Below are 22,903 nucleotides of genomic sequence, written 5' to 3'. Positions count from 1 at the left end.
ATTAAAATGTGTGACTAATTGCGCTATAGGTAACCGACTATCAAAATGATGGTCGGTTTTTTATTGGCTATGTTTATAACTGACTTTTTAAAACGCTTTCATTACGGATAGCTAAGCGCTCATTTTACCTAGTATTTCAGCACTTTTAATGACAGATGCCCGCTTGCCCTCTACAATAGCGCTACCATCGAAGCATTTAACTTAAAAAAGGTCAGCCGATAAAAGGGTAATATGCATCAACGACAACGTGCCTCTTATCTATTTTTACGCATTTATTTATGCCAAATACCAGCAAAAATCCTCAAAAAAATACACCTGCGCCAGCCATTCGTGCTTATCTTGGCGGCTCATTTGATCCCGTACATGAGGGTCATCTGCAAATGGCGATGACTGTTTATCAGCGTTTGCTACCGATAGCCAAGCAGCAACAGCGCGCGCTGCACGTGTCACTATTGCCCAATGCGCGCTCTCCCTTTAAAGAAAAAAGTACAGATCCTAAACACCGTCTGGCGATGTTAAAGCTTGCGACACTCCATACACCGCTACAAATTAATGAGCTTGAGCTGTGGCAAACACCGCCTGTTTATACCATCGATAGTGTACGCACGTTGCGCCAGCGTTATCCGTATGACAGTCTAATATTCATCATCGGTATGGATAGCGCGCTGAGTTTGAGCAAATGGAAAAACGGTTTAGAGCTTACCGATTACGTCAATCTTTGGGTGTTTAATCGTGATGACTTGTCTGATATTAATAATAAAAATAATCGCCTGTTGGCAACCACGACTCATTCCGCCAACAAAACGTTAATCGCGCAGGATACGATGAACTTGCACGCCCAATTACCTGCGCAGCTGCAATCTTTACGCATCGATGCGCCTATTGATTTATTACCGCCCACCTCTCAAGCATCGACCGATAGCCGTCTCTTGAAAAACACCCATCAAGGCCACATTTATATAGATTCGCATCCTATCGCCACGATATCCAGTACACAGATACGCCAACAGTTGCAGCCGACGGACAATCGATCGAATATAATGTCCGCAGCGGCAAGGCAAATGACATCTATCGCACCAATAAATGATATCATAGACAATACTGCACCCAATCCATTAGCTAAATGGCTAAATCCTGCTGTTTATCAATATATTATCGCCCATCAGCTATATTCTGCTGCTCAATTCCGTTAAAATCGCCTTATCTTTGTCATTTTGCCCATCCAGTCTCTACAGCTGACTGTCGACATCTAGTCCATTCGACAATGCCAACGCATGCAAATTGACGATTTACCTTTTTATTTTTAATATTGACGATTCAAGAGATCAAAATTTATGACCAACACCATGACTGAAGAACGCTTAAAAGAATGCTTAGCCGTTGTTGAGACCGCTCTAGATGATATGAAAGCGAAGAACATCACCGTAATGAATGTAGAAGATTTGACTGACGTAACCGAACGCATCGTTATCGCTGACGGTACTTCTAAGCGCCATGTACGCGCGATGGCTGACAATGTCGGCGCTGAAGCGAAGCAAGCGGGCTTTATGCCACTTGGTCGCGAAGGCGGTATCGACTCTGACTGGACATTGATTGATCTGGGCGCTGTCGTCGTGCATGTAATGACGCCACAAGCCCGTGAGTTCTATGACTTAGAAGGTCTATGGTCATCACCTGAGCAATTGTCTGAGCTGGTCGCTGTACCACGTGAAAAGAAAACCGCTGGTCGCCGCAATAAAAATAAATAATTTTATTTATTTTCATAACGCTGTGAAAACCAAAAAGACCAGATATGTATTCTGGTCTTTTTTTGTCTAAAATTTACCGTTCTAATACCCTTTCACCTACTACTAAATTTTAAGCAGCTGAATGCTTAGCATTAGATGAATGATTAAGCTAAGATAATACGCATTATTAATACCAGTATTAAAGTAGCCTCTCCCCTAATAAATCCCTATAGATTAGGAAAACCTATGAGCTTAGAACCTATAAATATAGCAACGCTAATATCTTCTACCCCAAAAAATGTAGCCGACTTTAACCAAACCCTGCCGCTACATATCGCCAATATAACCTGCGTCCGCGCTGGCAAAGCCATGCCATTCACCCGTGAAGAAATGAGCGCCATCGATAAAGCGCCAATTAACGCACCTGTCGCGGTCAACTTTATGGGATTAATTACTGACGAACAAGCCGATCGCAAGCATCATGGCGGCCCACTCAAAGCCGTTCATCAATTAGCGACGGCTACTTATGAGAAAATAAATGCAGAGTTTGGTCTAAAAGTCCGCGTCGGTACATTGGGCGAAAATCTCACGACTGAAGCCGTCAATGGGTTGCCTGAAATGACCGAATCTACGGTTTGCATTGGTGACGTTTTTGAATATGGTAATACGGCTACTAGTACAGATGATGTTGATAATTTACAACTGCGTATCGTCCAACCGCGCCGCCCCTGCTACAAGATCAATGATCAGATCGGACAGTTTACCAGAGTGCCAAATATCGCGGCATGGGTCAGCAAACAAGGTATCGCTGGTTGGTACTTTCAAGTCGTGACAGATGGTCTAATTAATGCGGATTTGCCAGTTTACTTGAGAGAACGCCCTTATCCATTCGCCACGTTAGAGAAGCTGTGGCAATTGTCTAATTCAAAAGAGAAGTTTAATGCCGAGTTGATTGAGCCATGGCTTGCGATTGAGTGTTTAGAAGAGAGTTGGAAGAAAGTGTTGGCGAAGAAGATTCGCAAGAATTAAAAAAAACTTTCAAAGATATCTCGATCTCATCTATCTACTATCAATAAAAAAATAAAGGCAAGTATAGTCAATCCTATATAAATCAGATACGGTGTCAGGCTCGCTTAGTCTACTATTTGTAGTACTTTCGCTCGCCTTCCTTATATCCAAATTATATTGAAACGACTATATCAAAGCTTACCTTTATTCACACAGAGCATTTCATGGTAAAAAACATCTTTTTAGCGTTTGGCTTAACACTGCCCCTGATTGGCTGCGTGACCACAACCTCTCCAGTCGCGACCACCGAAAGCTACATCGTGGACAGTAAAACCCACCAAGCCACTGGCAAAAGCGAGCGCATCAAAACCATTGTGCTGCACTATACGGTGTCAGACAATGACCGATCGATAAAAACACTGACCACAGGCAAGGTCAGCGCGCACTATTTAGTGTTAGATAATGACGATGATAAAATTTATAATCTAGTACCAGAAAACGAGCGCGCTTGGCATGCGGGTGATGGCGGCTTTGCAGGTAGAACTATCCTGAACGATACCTCTATCGGCATCGAAATCGTCAATGCAGGGATTGCGCCTGAGTATCAAAGTGCCCTAAAAGACGGCAAGTTGGCGTATCATCCTTATGAGCATTATGTGGCGTTTGATGAATTGCAGATTAAAAAGGTCGCGGAGTTGGTGCAAGATATCACCGCCAGATATGATATCTCACCAAAAAATATCATCGGTCATTCTGATATGGCACCCTCGCGCAAGATTGACCCCGGTGCAAAGTTCCCTTGGGAGCAACTGTATAAGCAATATGGCATCGGCGCTTGGTATGATGACGCTGATAAATTTGCGTTTATGGACATAGACACATTTGCAGCGGCAACGATACCTGAGATGAAGCAGCAGTTTCGTGACTATGGCTATCAGATTAACAGTAGCGACGAGTGGGACAAAGTCAGTCGCGATGTCGTCTATGCGTTTCAGCTGCACTTTCGACCCCGTAACCCAACAGGAACGGTAGACTTAGAGACTTATGCTATTTTAAAGGCATTGAATAAGAAGTATGCTGATACCAACGATTTTTATTAACCCTTTCATATCATCAATAATAAACGAGCTGTACAAGGAATTTTATGAGCACATTGTTTAGCGTAAATTTGAATAAATTGGCTTTAATCCGTAACTCGCGCGGTACTGATTACCCTAACCTGTTGACCTTTGTGAAGAAGCTGATTGATCTAGGGGTTAAAGGCTTTACCGTACATCCACGCCCTGATGAGCGTCATATCAGATACCAAGATGTCTATGATATCAGTGCATTTTTAAAGGACTATCCAGAGATTGAGTTCAATATCGAAGGGAATCCAAACGAGCAGTTCTTGAAGATTATCCGTGAAGTAAAGCCGCATCAATGCACGCTCGTGCCAGACAGTGACGATCAGCTGACCTCGGATCATGGCTTTGATATCATCAAACATCATGAATTCTTATCAACGTTAAGCAAAGAGCTAGAAGCGTTTGGTACGCGCTGTGCGGTGTTCATCGACCCTGATATTGAGCAAGTCAAAGCAGTCATCGAGAGCGATGTACAGACGATCGAGATGTATACCGAAGAATGGGCGCGTGCCTACAGTAATGGTAAGAGCGGCGACCAATTCGATGAGGTCAAGCAACGCTTTAGCGACTGTATTAATCTAGCCAATCAAAACGGTATCCGCGTCAATGCTGGTCATGATTTGAATTTGGATAATTTGGCTGACTTGCTCGCGCTTAGTGATATCGCTGAAGTGTCGATTGGTCATGCATTTACGATTGAATCACTGGAGCAAGGCATGGATAATGTCGTGCGTCAGTATTTAGCAATTTGTGGTTAACCCGTATTAATACGCAAATAGTTTGGTTCTATCAGCAGTCCTAATATCTGCATTGTTAGGGTCTGTTGAACATTCAACAGACCTTCAGAAAATACCAATAATATTAAAAAAGGAATCTTTATGTATCAAGACTTTCAGAAATACCTACAACAAGAAATCAGCGACATACGGGCGGCAGGACTGTATAAAACCGAGCGCGTGATCACCTCTCCACAAGATGCACTCATCAAGATCACTGATGGCCGTGAGGTGCTTAACTTCTGTGCCAATAATTACCTTGGACTGTCTGATCATCCTGAGATTAAAAAGGCGGCTATCGAAGCCATCGAAAACTCAGGTTATGGCATGTCATCGGTGCGTTTTATTTGTGGTACGCAAGATTTGCATAAGCAATTAGAAGCAGCGATTTCTAAGTTTTTTAATACCGAAGATACGATTCTTTATGCGGCCTGTTTCGATGCCAATGGCGGTGCTTTTGAGCCCCTGCTGACCAGCGAAGATGCCATTATTTCTGATTCGTTAAATCATGCCTCGATCATCGATGGTGTGCGCCTATGTAAAGCGGCACGTTATCGCTATGCCAATGCGGATATGCAAGATTTAGAGACGCAATTGCAAGCGGCGCAAGCACAGCGTTTTCGCTTAATTGTCACCGATGGTGTGTTTTCGATGGATGGTAATGTCGCGCCAATGGATGAGATTTATGCGCTGGCACAAAAGTATGATGCCATGGTAATGATTGACGAGTCGCATTCAGCAGGCGTGGTCGGTCACACTGGTGGCGGCGTGACTGAATTGTTCAATCTACGTGGTGATATTGAGCTGATCACTGGTACTTTAGGCAAGGCCTTTGGCGGTGCTATTGGCGGCTTTACCACGGGTAAAAAAGAAATCGTTGAGATGTTGCGTCAACGCTCACGCCCGTATCTGTTTTCAAACTCCATTCCTCCTATGGTGGCAGCGGCTGGGGTAAAAGCGTTTGAGATGCTGTCACAAGACAATACCCTACAAGATAAATTGCATGAAAATACTGCCTATTTTGTGAAGAAAATGCAAGATGCGGGCTTCGATATCAAGCCCACTGCATCGGCAATTTGTGCGGTCATGCTTTATGACGCCAATGTCTCGCAGCAAATGGCAGATGCGCTGCTTGAAGAAGGCATTTACGTGATTGGCTTCTTCTACCCTGTCGTACCCAAAGACGAGGCTCGCATTCGTGTGCAGCTCTCTGCCGCCCATACTCGCGAGCAGCTAGACCAGTGTATCGCCGCCTTTATCAAAGTTGCTAAGCAAATGAAAGTGATTGGTTAAGCGTCGTTCGGTATTTGTTCGATATTCACTCGCTAGATTCAACCATTAAGCACAACACCGTTAAATAAGAGAAAAGTATGAAAGCACTGGTTAAAGCCCATGCCAAAAAAGGCATCTGGATGCAAGACATGCCAGAACCTACAGTCGGCATCAATGACGTTAAAATAAAAATTAAAAAGACCGCCATTTGTGGGACAGATTTGCACATTTACAAGTGGGATGAGTGGTCACAAAACACCATCAAGACGCCGATGATTATCGGGCATGAATACGTCGGTATCATTAGTGAAATAGGCGAGGGTGTGAAGCATCTTGAAGTGGGCGACCGAGTCACTGGCGAAGGACATATCGCTTGCGGGCATTGCCGTAACTGCCGTCGTGGCAAGCTGCATGTGTGCGAAAACACCATCGGCGTGGGCGTCGACCGCGATGGCGCGTTTGCCGAATATTTAGTGATACCTGCCGATAATGTCATCAAGCTCGATGAGCGTATCAGCGATGAAATGGCCGCCATTATGGACCCCTTTGGCAATGCCACTCACACCGCTTTATCATTTCCTGTCCTTGGTGAAGATGTACTGGTTACGGGTGCGGGGCTGATTGGTTCAATGGCAACGGCGATTTGCCGCTTCGCAGGGGCGCGTAATATTGTGGTCAGTGATATCAGCGATTATCGCTTAGAACTTGCCAAAAAAATGGGCGCGACGATGACCATCAACCCAGCCAAGGGTGAAACCATCGAAGGTGCTATTGCTGAGTTAAAAATGCACGGCTTTGATATTGGGCTTGAGATGTCAGGCTCGCCTCAGGCCTTTGATTCGATGATTAGCAATATGTATAACGGCTCTAAAATTGCGCTCTTGGGTATTTTGCCTAACACCACCACGGTGGATTGGAGCAAGATTATCTTTAAAGCGTTAACCCTAAAAGGTATTTATGGCCGCGAGATGTGGGAGACGTGGTATCAGATGGAGCAAATGCTGATTAGCGGTATTGATCTGTCGCCCATCGTTACCCATCGCATGCACATTGATGACTTTCAAGAAGGCTTTGATATCATGGAAAGTGGGCAATGCGGTAAAGTGATTTTAAGCTGGGATTAATTTTGGCGATTTAGCATCTGAGAAGTCGTGGTTAGTTTTTATATCATAACGACTTATAAAACGGCACTGATTTCAGTGCCTTTTTTTGTGGACGTTGGAAAGTAATAAGAGAAATAAACGATAAATAATTTTGAGCAAGACGATCTATAGAGGTATCTAGAAAAGAAAGATAAACTACTGCCTGCATTTGATGCTTGTATGCTAAAGTAAAGTGAAAAAGCGTGTGAGTTGATGGCTATGGCTCGGATACAGGCTAACGAATAATTTATCACTTTTATATATTGATAAAGTTACTTTGATTTACTCTCATTTTTTTAAATAACAAAATTCGTTGTACTTAAAATATAGGAGCTTTTTATATGGACGAACTAAATATCAAGAACACCAATACTACTGAAAAAACTGTAGAGGATAAAGAAGTAACATCTAAGGAAGAAATATATGGGATTGGAGAAGTAATTGATATTTTCTTACATAGAATTATGGATATTCAGGAATGTGCATCAGAATATATCCCTGAAGCTGCTCAAAAATATAATGAAAAAGCAGATGAACTACTTCATGAATATGAAAATATAATAAGTACTTTAGAGACAGTAGATAGTAAAGAAAACAAGGTAGTATCTGAGAAAGCTCTAAGAAAAGCTTTTAGAAAAATTAAAAGGCATATGGGATCATCTCCAGTTGAAACGCTAGAAAAAAGCTTGTTTGTTAGCCTTTTTTCATCATTTGATAAATTTATCGGTGATTTAATTGAAGTTTTATTTAATAAGCAACCAAATTTATATAAAAAATTAAACAAGGAAACAAAGATAACTGACGCTCTTGAATATGATTCTATTGAAGATCTCCGAAAATCTTTTTTAGATAAAGAAATTGAGTCAATAAGAAGAAAGAGTTATCAAGACCAATTCAAAAGTCTTGAAAATCAATTTAAAATTACGCTTACAGAGTTTGAACAGTGGCCTTCTTTTATCGAAAAATCTCAAAGAAGAAACTTATTCACACATTGTGATGGTGTTGTAAGTAAGCAGTATATAGATATATGTAAAGGAGTTGGTTACAAGTTTGAAGTAGAAAGAAATACAGGTGAACAACTTGAGGTAGGCCCTGATTATTTATTTCACTCTTGTATGACTGTTGCTCAAGTAGGCATTATGCTTGGACAGACTCTCTGGCGAAAAGTAGTTAACGAAGAGATAGAGGAAGCAGACAGACATCTTAACGAGAAAATTTTCGATTTTCTACATGAAGAAGAGTGGACGAACGCAATTATAATTGCTACCTTTGCACAGAACCTACGTAATAATTCAACAGAATCAACGGAAAGAATTTTCTTAATTAACCATGCTATTGCTCTCAATGCGATTGATAAGAAAAAAGAGGCTAAAGATCTACTCAATACAAAAGACTGGTCTGCGACACTTCTTGACTTTAAACTTGCTTACGCTGTAATAAATTATGATTATGATGAAGCGCAAAAAATTATGATTAAAATAGGAAAACAAGGAGAATTAGTTAGCGAGCTTCCATATCATGATTGGCCTTTATTTCGTGAGTTTAGAGAAACAGATCAGTTTCTTAGTGGATATGAAGAAGTATATGAATATCCCTATCTATCTAAAGTACAGAAAATAGCAGAGGCAAATAAAAACAAGGTTGAGTTTCTTCATGAAGAAATTCTAATAGAAGATTATATAGTTGAGTCAGACTTTTCTACTATGCAATGGATTCCAAATACTAGCAAAAAATTAACGCCTTCGATTATAATTTAAATTCTTTCATCCTTATATTTCATATTAGCTAAGATCTTCGAAAAGTAGACTGAACTTCACTATTTCAAGACCCCAAAACACAAAAAAGGTGAGTTTTTCGCTCACCTTTTTTATTTGTAGAACACTATTTTAAGCTAACTTAGTTGATCTTAACGAAGCAACTTAAGACGTCAAAAAACTTTATATATCACTCAGCTCATTTTGTCTAAAGTGTATTTTTTAGATATCAAACCAGTACAAGGAAAAAACATGCAGATCGAATGTCCTGCCTGTAAAGAGATTAATCAAATAGAGTATGAAAATAACATAGCATGTGCGAGTTGTAACAAAACACTAGAGGGATATTTTTATAAACATTTTAAAAAGCCAATTATATTAACCTCGTTCGTTATCTCTTTATCTGCATTTGGAGGGTATGAAGTTGGAAAATTTATATCAGATGATCGATACCCAGTGGCAACAGAATATGAGTTAATCAATGCCTGCTCTTCTGGTCGACTCCATGCATTGTCTCGCAATTCTGTTAAAGAAAAGACTGCTCTGTGCATATGTGCATTAGAAAAAACAATGGATGATATCAGTCAAAGTGACATTGGAGGAAACGAGAAACAATTTGTTTCTCGTTTTAGGGAAAATATTGCTGCTTGCTACTAACTATTTGCCACGCGGTGAATTGTTACCACGACCACCACCAGAAGGTTTACCTGTAGTGCTTGGGCCGTTTGGTGGCGTGTTGCTTGCTGCTTGTACATTAGTAAATTTCAACATAATTATTACTCCTTTAAATTAAGTAGATGTCCTTGAGGACAAAACCATATTAACTAATGGAAAAAGACAAATGAGGACAACAAGCGAAAATAGGACAGAAAAAAGGGAAGAGAGCAAGCAATTAATCTCAGAGATTAAGAGAGTTTGCGAACGACTTAGTTGGTCTCAAAAGGAACTTGCTGAAAAAATTTATTTAGAATTAAATGATGATGATAATGAAAAGAATATCGAAGCTTTTTACTTTGCTTTCGTGAAGCAGTTACAACGTGCTACAACACACCCAGAGCGACTCAAAGAATACCTTTCAATCATGTCAAATCTGCCTGAATTTAAAAAAAGCAACTTAGTCCTAAATAAATACACTCCTCTTGATCATTTGAGTGATTTTATCCAATACGAAATGCTCAGAATTTCAAAAGACTTAGATAAAAAATTTCATGCTATAGAAATAGCAAAAGATTCGGAAAAATAACCCGTATTAGTCTGGTGGTAATACAATAAAACCTTCTATAACATTACAGTACGTAAGGTTCGCCTAGCGCACCGATAAGACTAACGTTAAGGTTAAAACTAATTTATCACAAAGCGGTTATTCGGAGGCGCTGTTTAGCCCCGACTGTAGCGGTATCCTGCTGGTTTGGGCGAGTTGCGATGGCTAGGTGTTGGGGTGGCGACGCAAAGCAAGCGACGACCCAAACCGTAGCCAGCGCCGCGCCCAGACTGGCAGATACAAGTGGAAGGCGGGAAATAGCTCACTTAAAAACGTTGGGTGTCGCAAGCTCCACACCAACCTACTCCGCATCACTTGATATCAAAGTTAAGTCAATATTTAAAACACCCAAACACAAAAAAGGTGAGCCTAAGCCCACCTTTTTTATTATCTAAGATTAATTCAAATTTTCCTAGCGCAACCAAGCACGAGCGTTACGGAACATACGCATCCACGCGCCGTCTTCGTCCCACTCTTCTGGTTTCCAGCTGTGGTTATAGGCTTTTAGGTTACGCTCAGGATGCGGCATCATGATAGTGACGCGACCATCAGTGCTACACAGACCCGTGACACCGCCGACAGAACCGTTTGGATTGAGCGGATACGTCTCAGTTGGATGACCTTGGCTATCGACATAACGCATCGCAAGCTGACCGTGTTTTGCCATACCGTCGATTTCGTTGTTGTCTAGCGTGGCATAGCCTTCACCATGCGCCACAGCGATTGGCAAGATACTGTCTTGCATGCCTTTAAACAGGATAGACTTGGTACGCTCGACTTTTACGTTGACCGTACGCGCTTCAAAACGAGCCGATTGGTTGGCGATAAAGCGTGGGAAGTTATCTGCACCTGGGATGAGGTCTTTTAACTGAGCCATCATCTGACAACCGTTACAGACACCTAGTGAGAAGGTATCAGGACGGGCAAAGAAGCGGACAAACTGCATACGTAACTCGTCATGGAACAAGATAGAGTTCGCCCAGCCAGAGCCAGCGCCCAGTACATCGCCATAACTAAAGCCACCACAAGCGACTAAGCCATCGAAGTCACGTAGATTGATACGACCATTCAGTAGATCGCTCATGTGTACATCGACTGCCTCAAAACCAGCTTGCGTAAAGCCTGCTGCCATTTCTGTCTGACCGTTGACGCCTTGCTCGCGCAAGATAGCGACTCTTGGTTTATTCTCGCGGCTAGCCAAGTACGGCTCTTCAACTTTCTGATTCAAATCAAAGTTTGGCGCAGCGATCAGGCCTTGATGGCTCGCATCGGCGATTAAGTCATACTCTTGCTGTACACACGCAGGGTTATCACGGCGACGCGCGATTTGATAGCTGACCTGAGTCCACGCTTGCTGCAATTCAGTACGGCTAAAGCGTAGGGTGTCATCACCCATGAGCGTTGGCGTTTGGATAAGCAGACTGTCTTCTTCTGAGCTTTGACCCACGAGACTCAGCATATCAGTAACGTTAAACTCTTCTACCAATTGCATGAGAGCCGCGACGTTTTCTGGCAATACTTGGATGACGGCACCCAACTCTTCACTGAACAGTTGACCGAGTAAGTTATCATCCGTCAATGACAGCTTGATACCTTGACGGCTGGTGAACTGCATCTCAGCGATAGTTGCCAATAGACCACCATCACCGATATCGTGATAGGCACTGATGACGCCTTGCGCGTTACCCGCTTGCACAAAGTTAAAGAAATCGATCAAGTCGCTCGGCTGTGCCAAATCTGGGCAATCATTACCCAATTGGCTCAGCGTTTGCGCAAGAATTGAACCACCTAGACGTAGCTTGCCTTTAGACAAATCAATACGGTAGAACGCGCTGTCGCCATTGATTAGCTCAGGCGTTAGTGTTTTTGCCACGTCAACGACAGGAGCAAAGGCAGTAATTACTAAGCTCATTGGCGAAACGACTGATTTATCAGTACTGCCCTTTTCATTGCTTTCTGTCCAATTGGCACGCATCGATAGCGAGTCCTTACCGACTGGGATAGCGATACCCAGTGCTGGGCATAGCTCTTCGCCAACGGCATGTACGGCATCGAACAAGGCAGCATCTTCCGCATCATCGCCACATGCTGCCATCCAATTCGCTGACATCGTAATATCAGACAACTGAGCAATGCACGCACCAGCGATGTTAGTAATCGCTTCGCCAATTGCAAGTCGTGCTGACGCTTGTGGGCTGATTAGCGCAACTGGTGTACGTTCACCGATACTCATGGCTTCACCGCTCATCACCTGACCATCTAACGCCACTAAGCCTGACGCTGTCACAGCACAATCCGATACGGGCACTTGATAGCGACCCACATACTGATCACGCACGACCATACCCGTGATAGAACGGTCACCAATACTGATCAAGAATGATTTGCTAGCGACCGTTGGATGACGCAACACGTCTTTGATAGACTCAGCTAAATTAACATCGCCAAGCTCTAATGCAGGTATGCTCGTGTCATGACGCTCAAAGCTACGCTTCATCTTCGGCGTGCCACCGAGCAATACTTGCATCGGCATATCAACTGGCTGCTCATCCAATAACGTATCGTCAACGACCAGCTGACGGACATCCGTGGCTGTTCCCAAGATAGCATACGGGCAACGCTCACGCGCGCAGATGGCATCGAATTGGGCTTCGCTTTCTGGGTGAATCGCAAGGACATAACGCTCTTGCGCTTCGTTTGACCAGATGGCCATTGGTGACATGCCAGCTTCTAATGATGGAACTTTACGCAGATTTAGTACCGCGCCCATCTCGTGGTCATTGACCAGCTCTGGCATCGCATTAGAGATACCGCCCGCGCCCACATCATGCAATGACACGATAGGGTTGCCGTCTTTGCCATTATTACTCACATCGACATCACTACCCGCTAGTGCCCAGCAGCGATCTAAAACTTCTTGGCAACGACGCTCCATCTCAGCGTTATCGCGCTGCACAGAAGCAAAATCCAAACCTTCATCAAGGTCACCACTATCAACCGAAGAGGCTGCACCGCCACCTAGACCAATCTGCATCGCAGGGCCACCAAGGACGATTAATAAATCACCTTGCTGAATGGTGTTTTTTTCAATGAGGTTGCGTTTGATATTGCCATAACCACCTGCCAGCATGATTGGCTTATGATAGCCGCGCATCTCGCTGCCGTCTTTTGCCGCTGAGGTATCAAGCTGAAAGCTACGGAAATAACCACACAGATTTGGACGACCAAATTCATTTGAGAAGTTGGCTGAACCGAGAGGCGCTTCGGTCATGATCTCAAGACTGGTTGCCATACGATCTGGCGTACCGTAATCCTGAGTACTCAACTGACCTGATTGCTCCCATTTTTCAGCGAGCTCTGGAATATGCAGATGTGATACATGAAAACCAGTTAGCCCTGCTTTTGGCTTACCGCCGCGACCAGTTGCGCCTTCATCACGAATCTCACCGCCCGCACCAGTCGCTGCACCAGAATAAGGGGCAATCGCTGTTGGATGATTATGGGTTTCGACTTTCATTAAAATGTCGATTTCTTCTTGATGAAAGGCATAAGGATGAATTGAATTGGCATCCATCGCGTCAGTCGGAATAGGATAAAAACGCATACCCTCAGTCCCTGCCATCACTGCGGCATTGTCTTTATACGCTGACAAGATACCTTGTGGATTGGCTTTATAAGTATTCTTAATCATTTGAAACAGTGACTTTGGCTGAACTTCACCATCAATTGTCCATTCAGCGTTAAAAATCTTATGACGGCAGTGCTCTGAGTTCGCCTGTGCAAACATCATTAGCTCAACGTCCGTTGGATTACGCTTAAGCTCATTGACATACGCATTCATCAAATAATCAATGTCTTCACTTGATAACGCAAAACCAAACTGGGTATTGGCAGACTCTAGCGCTGACTGACCTTGTCCGATAACATCGATATGATTCAGTGATGCTGGCGCTTGATCGTCGAACAATTTACTGACATCGCTCAAGTTATAGACCAAGCTCTGCGTCATACGGTCAAACAACACCTGCTCAGCGGCAGTAGACAGCTTTTCACTGATCTTGCTATCGATGGTCAGCGTATAGACAACGACACGCTCGACGCGATTGATCGCAATTTCACAGTTATTAAAAATATCAGTCGCTTTACTTGCCCATGGCGAAATCGTGCCAAAACGTGGACCTACGATGACTTGTAATTGATTGCTTTTTGGGGCTTCAAGGACAGTGCTACTATCGACAGCAAGTAAGTCTAGCGCTTTTTTATGCTCATCACCTTCGAGTTCTCGTGATAACACATACACTTGCTGGGTATGGATTTGGCTGACATTTAGCTCGGTTTTTTGCTGGAACTGACTGATGAGTTGCTGCGTCTGAAAATCGGTAAGAAACGGTTGTCCGGCGATGGTCATCATAAAGGCATAATCCGTAAGATCAAGGCATCTCTGCCATGCAAAGTAAATGGTCTGGGTATTATAACAAGAAGCCCTGTAATAAGCAGGTCAAAACCAAGATAAATTGCTGATGGTTGCTATTCAATAATAGTGAAATCTTCGCCATCGTTGCAACCCTTGTTACTTTTACAACAGGCTACTTTCACAACAGAAACTTAACAGCGATGTCGTCACAATTTTTACCTAAAGCTTATAGTCCTTACAAACCCTCACATCGCCTTACGGGCAACCTATATAAACACAAGGTCACAACTAGGTATTCTAGTTTCAGTTGTTAAGGCGATGATCGTTTTTCTCAATTCATCTGGTTTTCGATACTTGGAAAACACTTAGCCTGAATAAAAACTACTATAAACAATCAACTATTTGATCACTACGACTTAATCAAAATAAAGAAAGGGAAATTTACTATGAGTAGACAAGACCATATCAATAAAGTGCAAGAATTAGTAAAAGACATCAAGTTTGCCATGATGACAACTCGTACTCACGAAGGTCATTTGCATGCCTGCCCAATGACAACGAGCGAGACGAGCATCGGTGCAAAAGAGATTTGGTTCATCGGTGACAAGAGTACCGAAACCGTGAGTGACATTGAGAAAGATCCGCAAGTAAACTTGGCATATGTCAGCCAAGACGCCAAAAACTATGTCTCAATTAATGGTAAAGCGGAACTGGTTGAAGACCAAGAGAAATTAGACGAGCTATGGTCTCCGATCTACAATGCTTTTTATGAGCAAGGTAAAGAAGATCCAAATGTACAGCTGATTAAAGTCGTACCACACGGCGCTGAATATTGGCTCAGTGGTAGCTCGGTCGTCAATATGTTTAAGATGACCACTGCTGCCGTAATGGACGGCAAAAAAGCGACCAATCTGGGTGAAAATAACTCAGTCACGTTATAAGTTATCTAAACCAGAAATAGCAAAATTAAAAACGCCAGTGGCTAATGCGACTGGCGTTTCTTTACGCGTTATCTATTTTCTATCGATAGGCATTACTGCGGTGGTTTCGCATAACCATTGTCTGCTGGATACGCTTGCGGTTGCTTAGATTTAGGTCTAGTAGGATCATATAAGCCATAGATGACTGTACCTATTACACCTGTGTTATTGATAGAACCTGAGCTGGTATTGGCAGCATAGGCACTTTCTGGTTTGCTAAATATAAAGGATGCTACTGAGCTTTGGCTCTTACGGAAACCTTCAATCACCAAATTATCATGTGGATTTAGCACATATCCACTGTCATAGCGACTGGCAGCGCTACCATTGAGGACATTGATTCCATCGACACTAGCGACGATTTCATAAGTGTTGTCACTGTTATTATGATACACCAAACGATAGGCCTGACCCGCTTGGCCTTGGACGTAATAATTACCTGAATCTCGATAGATCGATAACGTATCTGTGTCCGTTTCCATCGAAAAATCAACCTTGCCCGCCAGTAGTGATATGCTATTAACCGCACGTCCATTATAGGCTTTGTCTGCATAACGGACTTGCATCTGCTCGATAGGCTCACTGCTCGTACGGCGCAGATCAACAGTCGTCACTTTTGAGTCGACGTCGTCGCCCCACTTTGTGCCCAAACGCTCCGATTCTGCCGCGTCCTGAGTGGAACGTTCTGCAGTAGCGTCTGTTTGGATAGATTTTTCTCGCTGAATGGTTGAGGTGGACTCTTCCTGCATGTTTGAGCCAGAAGAACACCCCGTTAATAATGCCAACAATAATACGGCAACGCCCGATTGTGTCTGATGTAATGTCATGTTTATTTCCTTATTTGAATGCCGTTTCATGATAGCTTGACCAATTTTCTTGTATTTTGTTCAGGGTCTGTTGAACATTCAAATGTGGTGCTGGCAGTCATTATTTTTTAGACAATATGCAGTGAAATTTTTGATGCCTAGTCATTCTAGGTTAAACAATTTCGCCATATATTGGCAAAAAAGAGTATTGCCCTGAAAGGCTGATGCTAAAATCACCCCAAACGTTGTTGCAAGCCTAGCTAAGGTCTCGACATTATCGTCGGTTTGCGCCTAGTTTGGTGCAATTTTAGCAATCAGCAGCCCTAATATTTGAATGTTCAACAGACCCTAATAATTTCGAGTATATATCAACCATACGAACAATGTCTAAGACAAATAGGCAACATCAGCAGCATTTTAAGTAGACCATAAAAAACGCCAGTGGCTGATGCGACTGGCGTTTTTTATGGTCTATGTTGTTTGTTGACCATATCTGCGTTATATATTTACCCGCTTTGCTTTAGGTACGGCCAAGCCGCTTTGAGATAAATCATCATCGACCACAAAGTCAAAATAACGGCAGCAACCATCAGCACATAACCGATCGTTTCGAGCGACTCCCAGTTTAATAAGAGTACCGTAATAGCCACCATTTGAAATGTCGTTTTTAGCTTGCCGACATACGACACTGCCACACTAGTACTTTTGCCCAACTCTGCCATCCATTCACGTAGCGCTGACACAGCAATCTCACGCGAGATAATCACAATCGCGGCGATTGCCATAATAATATTGGGATGCCATTGCACCAAGATAATAAGCGCCGCCGCCACCATTAACTTATCAGCGACAGGGTCTAAAAAACGACCGAAGGCTGACATAACATTAAGCTTACGGGCAAAATATCCATCAAGCCAATCAGTAATCGCTGCAATAATAAAAACGCTAGTCAAAAGTAAATGGCGTAACAAGCTATCACTAAATTCGCTCATACCGACCCGCGCAATCACATTGTCTGAGATGGCAGGCATGCCAATTCCCATAGCAGGTGGCCAATAAGCAATCGCGACAAATAGCGGAATCATTAAAATCCGCGCGATAGTAAGGTTATTAGGCAAATTAAAAATACTCTTGGTATTTTGCGGCTCCTGCGTATGCAAATGCGTATTCTCAGTCATGGCAAACCCAGTTTTATATAGACATATTAATGGTAGATAGCTTAGCATTTTTCACGCAGGTCGTCATGCCATCTCTTTAGCTATTCAGTTATCGATATAGTCAGTTGCATTTAAAAACAGTCGGTTGAATTTAAAAATAGTACAAGACATCCGAGTGTAGATGTATCTTTAATACTTCAAGCGAGGTTAACGCAGTAATATTTTTATAGTGGAATGACTATTAAAATTAATCAATCTTTCATATATAACTACAAAACTTTGATACGCATTTTTCAATGTTAGATATGACACGACTAAAAGACTCATCTACTGGAGATGAAATACGACGTTAATTTTCTCTCTCATAAGCTCTAAACGTAATGTCATGTAACCAAAATAGCCAAACCGCTGCCAATTGCGCTATGATAGCGATTCTGATAAAAACACTTGTACACTTAAATATGTAAGTAAATATATGCAATTATTGAATTAATCCCAACCACCCTAATATTAGTTAATATAGAAAAACTCATAATAACAATAGGTCACAACCACTGCCTCTGTAGTTCCTTTACACGATCAGTTTTCCTCGGCCCACAGTTCCTCCTCTGTGGGCTCTTTTTTTGCCTGTAATTCATGCTTAGTTAAAGGTTCTTGTCATATACAAGTATGACTATCTGCAGAAATCTGTATTGTTTGAGCAATAATCTAAAAAGCGGCATATTGCTTACAAGGAAAAACCCACCATAAGGTGGGTTTTTATAATACAAATGATGAGTCGGCGATGGCTTAATAAGACAAATAAAGGTATTTAGAGCTTTACATCACTCAGTGTCATCGCCGTTATTTTAATTGGCACAGCGAATAGCCACGCAGTACCAGCAGTACAATAGAATCTGTTGTTATGATAAGACACGATTTGGGCAGTAAAATCGTTTGAATCTTGATCACACATAGCTTCTTCATCACTATTATCATCTACCGCACACCATATCTCATGGCAGCCATGCTCAAGCATTACACGAGTCAGCTCACTTCCTCTAAGCACTATATTCACCTCTAACTTCGTACTATTTTATATATTATGTTATACGAATATAACTGTTTCTTAGCAATTTGGACAGCTTTATTTTCAATTAAAGTATTACAAATTAATATACAAACTTTCAGTTATAAGCGGCTATAGATTTATATCATCATAAAAAAGTTCTACTTTTTTTACTGGTATGGCGCATTGCCATTCAACGCCTTCTTTACAGGAGAATTTATCATTTTCAAAAGAAATAATGTGCCTTAGCGAATCATATTCAGCGCTATCGATACTAGCCATCGCCTGCTCGTCGCTCTCATTACTGACCGCGCATAAAACCTGCTTATCCCCTCGTGCGAGCATGGCACAAGTCAGCACACTACCTCTTAATCTGGTACTCATAAACTATCCTTTATTTTCAACAATTTATAGATTTCTTGCTATATCATATAGATATAGAGATACTATATAGTATTTATTTATAGTCTCTTTAGTATTTAAGTGTATATGCACGTTAACTCATCGCACCCATCGCTTAGTGTTTTTTAACTTTAAAGGGCTCTGAGAATTGCAAAATCAAAAAGCCAACGACCGATAATATAATGGCAATCTCATAACGACCGTAAGCCACCGAAATACCGATGGCGCCCGTATTCCATAAGCTCGCTGCCGTGGCAGTGCCCTTTGAGCCTTTTTCATTTTTAAAAATCGCCCCACCACCGATAAACCCCATACCTGTGATGATGGCATACATGATTCTCGCTTCACCAGTAGCATCATAAATATCCATACCAACCAACATAAACGCGCATGAAGCAATGGTTACCAGTGGAAACGTCCTTAACCCCGCGCCGTTGTCTTTCATCTCACGATTAAGGGCAATCGGTAATGACAATATAAAGGCGATGCCCAACTGGAAAAAATGATAGCCCATCAGCTCTAAATCTATGTCGAATCCAAACATCGTTATCACCTTTTCATATTAAGAAAACACCCTTAAAGTCCAGTTTCGGATAGCGCAGTCGCTAAGTAAACTTGGCCATTATTCTGCTTTGTTAATTGCCTCAACCGTCTGTTGCGCCATTTGATAGCAACTTTCGATATTGCCTTGTCCGCACCAATCACCACTGACAATCCATTGATGAGACTCGTCTATCAAGATGCCTAATACTTCTTTATCACTATCAGTGACAGTGGCGGCATAACGCCAACGATGGCAATCTATTTGGCTAGGAGCATGTTCATCATTCCAATTCAATGCTTGCTTGGCAGCTATTAATAACTGCACTTTAATCGTCTCCATATCGTCATCGACATGCTGCTCTGACCAATCGTTGCGCGCATGAATAGTGACACTGGGTAGCAGGTCATCGCGAGCAGGTTTTTGATGCTCGATAAATATTCTATCGAGTATAGAGTTATTCAGATAAGCCACATCCCAGCGTGGCGCTGCTTGAGCGCTTAACATTTTTGGTAATGTATCAAAATTATCCCATCCTAACATCAGCGTATAGCACGCCAGCATTGTTGGCTTAGAAATCTTGGCTTGCTCAGCAAAGCCGCTCTCTGCCATTAGCTCTATGGTCTGACCATTAGGCGCGGTACATATCACCCAGTCAAAGTGACCTAGACTCGCACCAGTCTCGTCAAATAGCTCAGTTTTTTTATCAACCTTTGCCGCTATAGACCTGTCAAATTGAGCCAATGGCGCAACGCGGGTTTTAAATTTTATGGTGCTGTACTGCAACTCATCAGCCAGTGTACGTCCCCAACTGGTCATTTTTGGCGTACTAATATAGCGCGCTTGCGTGGTGTTCCATTGCTCTTTGATGTAAATATCAGGCGATTGAGTATCATGATTCGCTGGTGTTAAATCGATCACCTGCGCGCACCATGGCTGTAGCAATCCCGTCTCTAACCAAGGCGTAATGAATTGCTTAAAACTTGCCGTCTTAGCCGTAAAAAACTGCGCCCCAAATGCCCATTGCCAGTTTTTGCCAGTGTGGCTATCAGTACGATATCGAGTGGCTAAACGCCCTACGCTACGTGACTTTTCAAAGACAGTAATTTGCGGTAAGGGTGTTTGCTCACTATCTTGTGCTATGTTTTGAGCAAAGGCGCGCTCTAATAATGTAGCGGTAAACAGCCCTGTCAAACCACCACCAATGATAGCGATTTTTGGTGATTCTGTAGCGACAGCGGGCAAAGAGTGATTGGTCATAATGACAGCAGGCCTCATATAATGTTGGATAAAAAAGGGAGTGATAATAGTAGGAACGTTTTAGATAATATGGTTATCGTTAGATAAGATGGTTATAGAAAGTATTGAACCTTTAAAGTTTGTTGATATCAATATCGTCTGCGTAAAAAAGCCATGCTAGTTTTCATAACATGACTTTTTTGAACGCTAATCGTCTATTTACTGAACGTGCTTTTAATCGATAATTTAGCCTACTCTCCTCGCGCAGCTTTGACTACCTCAACCAGCTGATTAATCACCGAGCTATCCGCAAGAGTAGACAAATCACCCAAACCAACATATTGACCTGCCGCAAGGTTACGTAAAATACGGCGCATGATTTTGCCCGAGCGGGTTTTGGGTAGTGCCTCAACGATATGAATAGCATCCAAATTGGCAATCGGACCAATCTCAGCGCGAACATGTCGATTCAGCTCAGCCTTTAGCGCCTCTGTCTCTTTTTCACCCGATTTCAAAATGATAAAGGCACAAACGCCCATGCCGCGAATCTCGTGCGGCATCCCGACAATAGCGGCCTCCGCTGTCGCAGGATGCGCGACCACGGCGCTCTCAATTTCTGCTGTTCCCAGACGATGCCCTGCGACGTTAAGCACATCATCGACGCGACCCGTGATCCAGTAATGTCCATCTTCGTCACGCTGCGCCCCATCACCAGTGAAATAATAACCGGGATACTCACTAAAGTACGTCTGTAAAAAACGCTCATGGTCATTATAAATAGTACGCATTTGCCCCGGCCAACTGCTGTTAATTGCCAAGTTTCCTTCAGCAGAGCCTTCTAGCATAGTACCGTCACTATCAACAATCTCTGGCTTGATACCATACAAAGGATTCATCGCTGCACCCGGCTTGAGGGCGACCGTGCCTGGTATCGGTGCCATGAGAATGCCGCCTGTCTCAGTTTGCCACCAAGTATCTACAATCGGACACTTGCCGCCACCGACGACATGATAATACCAGTCCCATGCTTCTGGATTGATCGGCTCGCCGACTGTTCCGAGTAGTCGCAAACTTGAACGATCAGACTCCCGCACAAAGACATCGCCCTCCTTCATCATCGCTCGAATCGCCGTCGGTGCAGTGTACAGAATGGTCACATCGTGCTTATCGATAATATGACCGATGCGTGCCCATGTGGGATATTCTGGTACACCCTCAAACATCACTGTCGTCGTACCATTAGCAAGCGGTGCGTAGGTTGCATAAGTATGACCTGTGATCCAGCCTACGTCCGCAGTACACCAGTAGACGTCATCGTCTTTAATATCGAACACATCTCGAAAAGTAGAAAGAGCATAAGTTATATAGCCGCCCGTGGTATGCAGCACACCTTTAGGTTTGCCAGTAGAGCCAGAGGTATACAACAAAAATAGCGGGTCTTCGGCATTCATAACTTCTGGCTCGCAATGTTCTGACTCGCCATCGACCAAGTTATGATACCAAACATCACGGCGACCACTCATCGGTACAGAATTACCCGTACGATGAACGACAATGACGTTGGTAACGCTATCAGTGCCATCCATATCTAGTGCCCGATCGACATTGGCTTTGAGCGGCGTATGCTTATTACCACGTAAGCCTTCATCAGCCGTAATGATGATTTTTGAGCGGCTGTCTATCAGGCGATTGCCCAAGCTCTCAGCAGAAAAGCCACCAAAGACCACGGAATGTACAGCGCCAATACGTGTACATGCCAGCATCGCTATCATTGCTTCAGGTATCATCGGCATATATAAGGTCACGCGATCGCCTTTTTTGACCCCAAGCTTACGCATAGAATTACCCAAGCGACAGACCGCTTGATGCAGCTCTTTAAAGGAGATGATTTTGTGCAGTGAAGGGTGATCGCCCTCCCAAATAATGGCAGGCTTGTAAGGATTTTTTTTGACATGTCGGTCGAGACAATTGACAGAGATATTCAACTCGCCGTCCTCAAACCATTTTATGCGAAAATCATCCAAATCATAGTTAACGTCGCTGATTTTGGTCGGTTGTTTTATCCAATCGATCAGCTCGGCACGCTTCGCCCAAAAAGCATCATTAGCCTGAGGTGATTCGATAGATTTTTCGTAGTCTTCGCGATATTGTTCAGCGGTAGTATTGGCAGCAGCGATAAATTCGGCCGCAATGGGGAATGATTTTTGAGTCATCGTATTTGTCCTTTTTAATTATTATGACCTGCACGC

General features: G+C 43.0%; 20 protein-coding genes. 11 read left to right on the top strand and 9 right to left on the bottom strand.

Going from position 1 to position 22,903, the window contains the following annotated elements:
- The first annotated feature begins 278 nt into the window (after positions 1-278).
- The 10 genes from ACP69U_RS02250 to ACP69U_RS02205 all read left to right on the top strand — a co-directional run bounded on the left by ACP69U_RS02250 (position 279) and on the right by ACP69U_RS02205 (position 10,049).
- Entirely contained in the window at positions 279-1,193 is a 915-nt protein-coding gene (locus tag ACP69U_RS02250; protein WP_426137701.1) for a nicotinate-nicotinamide nucleotide adenylyltransferase, read from the top strand.
- Between the two features lie 141 nt (positions 1,194-1,334).
- Complete coding sequence (gene rsfS, locus ACP69U_RS02245; RefSeq protein ID WP_193009265.1) at positions 1,335-1,748, top strand: ribosome silencing factor; 414 nt, start codon at positions 1,335-1,337, stop codon at positions 1,746-1,748.
- 225 nt (positions 1,749-1,973) lie between these two features.
- Complete coding sequence (locus ACP69U_RS02240; protein WP_426137700.1) at positions 1,974-2,756, top strand: MOSC domain-containing protein; 783 nt, start codon at positions 1,974-1,976, stop codon at positions 2,754-2,756.
- A 203-nt stretch (positions 2,757-2,959) separates the two neighbouring features.
- Positions 2,960-3,835: an N-acetylmuramoyl-L-alanine amidase gene (locus tag ACP69U_RS02235; protein ID WP_314885825.1), complete on the top strand. Its 876-nt coding sequence runs from the start codon at positions 2,960-2,962 to the stop codon at positions 3,833-3,835.
- A gap of 44 nt (positions 3,836-3,879) precedes the next feature.
- The gene (locus tag ACP69U_RS02230; RefSeq protein ID WP_193009262.1) at positions 3,880-4,620 is read left to right on the top strand and encodes a pyridoxine 5'-phosphate synthase; all 741 of its coding nucleotides are present in this window, start codon (positions 3,880-3,882) and stop codon (positions 4,618-4,620) included.
- A 120-nt stretch (positions 4,621-4,740) separates the two neighbouring features.
- The gene (gene kbl / locus ACP69U_RS02225) at positions 4,741-5,931 is read left to right on the top strand and encodes a glycine C-acetyltransferase (protein ID WP_426137699.1); all 1,191 of its coding nucleotides are present in this window, start codon (positions 4,741-4,743) and stop codon (positions 5,929-5,931) included.
- Between the two features lie 77 nt (positions 5,932-6,008).
- Positions 6,009-7,034, top strand: coding sequence for an L-threonine 3-dehydrogenase (tdh, locus tag ACP69U_RS02220; RefSeq protein WP_201580798.1), 1,026 nt, complete (start codon positions 6,009-6,011; stop codon positions 7,032-7,034).
- A gap of 359 nt (positions 7,035-7,393) precedes the next feature.
- Positions 7,394-8,809 carry a hypothetical protein gene (locus ACP69U_RS02215; RefSeq protein WP_426137698.1) on the top strand — a complete coding sequence of 472 codons (1,416 nt, stop codon included), beginning with the start codon at positions 7,394-7,396 and terminating at the stop codon, positions 8,807-8,809.
- 249 nt (positions 8,810-9,058) lie between these two features.
- On the top strand, positions 9,059-9,463 hold the full coding sequence (locus ACP69U_RS02210) for a hypothetical protein (protein WP_201580796.1): 405 nt from the start codon (positions 9,059-9,061) through the stop codon (positions 9,461-9,463).
- Between the two features lie 184 nt (positions 9,464-9,647).
- Entirely contained in the window at positions 9,648-10,049 is a 402-nt protein-coding gene (locus tag ACP69U_RS02205) for a hypothetical protein (protein ID WP_201580795.1), read from the top strand.
- Positions 10,050-10,183: 134 nt separating this feature from the next.
- On the opposite strand, the gene ACP69U_RS02200 is transcribed toward ACP69U_RS02205, so the two are convergent.
- Together ACP69U_RS02200 and purL are read right to left on the bottom strand one after the other, a co-directional pair.
- Entirely contained in the window at positions 10,184-10,333 is a 150-nt protein-coding gene (locus ACP69U_RS02200) for a hypothetical protein (RefSeq protein ID WP_201580794.1), read from the bottom strand.
- 146 nt (positions 10,334-10,479) lie between these two features.
- Entirely contained in the window at positions 10,480-14,478 is a 3,999-nt protein-coding gene (gene purL / locus ACP69U_RS02195; RefSeq protein WP_426137697.1) for a phosphoribosylformylglycinamidine synthase, read from the bottom strand.
- A 449-nt stretch (positions 14,479-14,927) separates the two neighbouring features.
- On the opposite strand from purL, the gene ACP69U_RS02190 reads away from it, so the two are divergent.
- Positions 14,928-15,422 (top strand): pyridoxamine 5'-phosphate oxidase family protein, encoded by a 495-nt coding sequence (locus ACP69U_RS02190; RefSeq protein ID WP_193009253.1) that lies wholly within the window; start codon positions 14,928-14,930, stop codon positions 15,420-15,422.
- A 92-nt stretch (positions 15,423-15,514) separates the two neighbouring features.
- Here the strand turns inward: ACP69U_RS02190 and ACP69U_RS02185 are convergent, their stop codons facing one another.
- From ACP69U_RS02185 to acs, 7 genes are all read right to left on the bottom strand, one after another.
- Positions 15,515-16,288: a hypothetical protein gene (locus ACP69U_RS02185; protein WP_372814567.1), complete on the bottom strand. Its 774-nt coding sequence runs from the start codon at positions 16,286-16,288 to the stop codon at positions 15,515-15,517.
- Positions 16,289-16,773: 485 nt separating this feature from the next.
- Entirely contained in the window at positions 16,774-17,445 is a 672-nt protein-coding gene (gene pgsA / locus ACP69U_RS02180; RefSeq protein WP_045443785.1) for a CDP-diacylglycerol--glycerol-3-phosphate 3-phosphatidyltransferase, read from the bottom strand.
- Positions 17,446-18,235: 790 nt separating this feature from the next.
- On the bottom strand, positions 18,236-18,472 hold the full coding sequence (locus tag ACP69U_RS02175; RefSeq protein WP_227675952.1) for a hypothetical protein: 237 nt from the start codon (positions 18,470-18,472) through the stop codon (positions 18,236-18,238).
- 132 nt (positions 18,473-18,604) lie between these two features.
- Positions 18,605-18,856 carry a hypothetical protein gene (locus tag ACP69U_RS02170; RefSeq protein ID WP_201580790.1) on the bottom strand — a complete coding sequence of 84 codons (252 nt, stop codon included), beginning with the start codon at positions 18,854-18,856 and terminating at the stop codon, positions 18,605-18,607.
- Positions 18,857-18,989: 133 nt separating this feature from the next.
- A complete protein-coding gene (locus ACP69U_RS02165) occupies positions 18,990-19,418 on the bottom strand; it encodes an MgtC/SapB family protein (protein ID WP_055123559.1) in 429 nt (142 codons plus the stop codon).
- Between the two features lie 78 nt (positions 19,419-19,496).
- Entirely contained in the window at positions 19,497-20,675 is a 1,179-nt protein-coding gene (locus ACP69U_RS02160) for an NAD(P)/FAD-dependent oxidoreductase (RefSeq protein ID WP_426137696.1), read from the bottom strand.
- A gap of 230 nt (positions 20,676-20,905) precedes the next feature.
- Positions 20,906-22,867: an acetate--CoA ligase gene (gene acs / locus ACP69U_RS02155; protein ID WP_426137695.1), complete on the bottom strand. Its 1,962-nt coding sequence runs from the start codon at positions 22,865-22,867 to the stop codon at positions 20,906-20,908.
- Positions 22,868-22,903 lie beyond the last annotated feature (36 nt).

It is taken from the genome of Psychrobacter sp. TWR1-1-1, from assembly GCF_049895865.1.
In the GTDB taxonomy this organism is placed as follows: Bacteria; Pseudomonadota; Gammaproteobacteria; order Pseudomonadales; family Moraxellaceae; genus Psychrobacter; species Psychrobacter immobilis_A.
Note: the sequence above shows the minus strand (reverse complement) of the source record. Positions and strands in the feature narration are given on the sequence as shown.